This window comes from Pseudomonas sp. UBA6276 (assembly GCF_002438365.1).
GTDB classification, from domain to species: Bacteria; Pseudomonadota; Gammaproteobacteria; order Pseudomonadales; family Pseudomonadaceae; genus Aquipseudomonas; species Aquipseudomonas coleopterorum.
In genome coordinates this window covers 34,113-34,723 of record NZ_DJUS01000176.1, presented here as the reverse complement: position 1 = coordinate 34,723, position 611 = coordinate 34,113, and the positions used below count along the sequence as shown (strand labels likewise).

The 611-nt window shown below is 61.9% G+C and carries 1 protein-coding gene; it reads right to left on the bottom strand.

The features are described from left to right. On the bottom strand, positions 1-611 hold a 611-nt coding region (locus B2V21_RS19975; protein ID WP_286917814.1), incomplete at both ends, for an AAA family ATPase.

Sequence of the window (611 nt, the reverse complement as noted above, 5' to 3'; positions counted from 1 at the left end):
GCCGGAATGTTCATCGAGTTGGCGGTACAGAGGAACATCACGTCGGAGAGGTCATAGTCGACCTCCAGATAGTGATCGTTGAAGTTGTGGTTCTGCTCCGGATCCAGCACCTCCAGCAACGCCGAGGCCGGATCGCCGCGCATGTCGCTGCCCATCTTGTCGATCTCGTCGAGCAGGAACAGCGGGTTGCGCACGCCCACCTTGGTCATCTTCTGGATCAGGCGACCGGGCATCGAGCCGATGTAGGTGCGACGGTGACCCCGAATCTCGGCCTCGTCACGCACGCCACCCAGGGCCATGCGCACGAACTTGCGGTTGGTGGCATGAGCGATGGATTCGGCCAGGGAAGTCTTGCCCACACCCGGCGGCCCTACCAGGCACAGCACCGGACCGCGGATCTTCTTCACCCGCTTCTGCACGGCGAGGTATTCAAGGATACGTTCCTTGACCTCTTCCAGACCGTAGTGGTCGGCATCGAGGATGCTTTCAGCGCGCGCCAGGTCCAGACGCACCTTACTCTGCGCCTGCCATGGCACCTGCACCAGCCAGTCGATGTAGGTGCGCACCACGGTCGCTTCCGCCGACATCGGCGACATCTGCTTGAGCTTGTT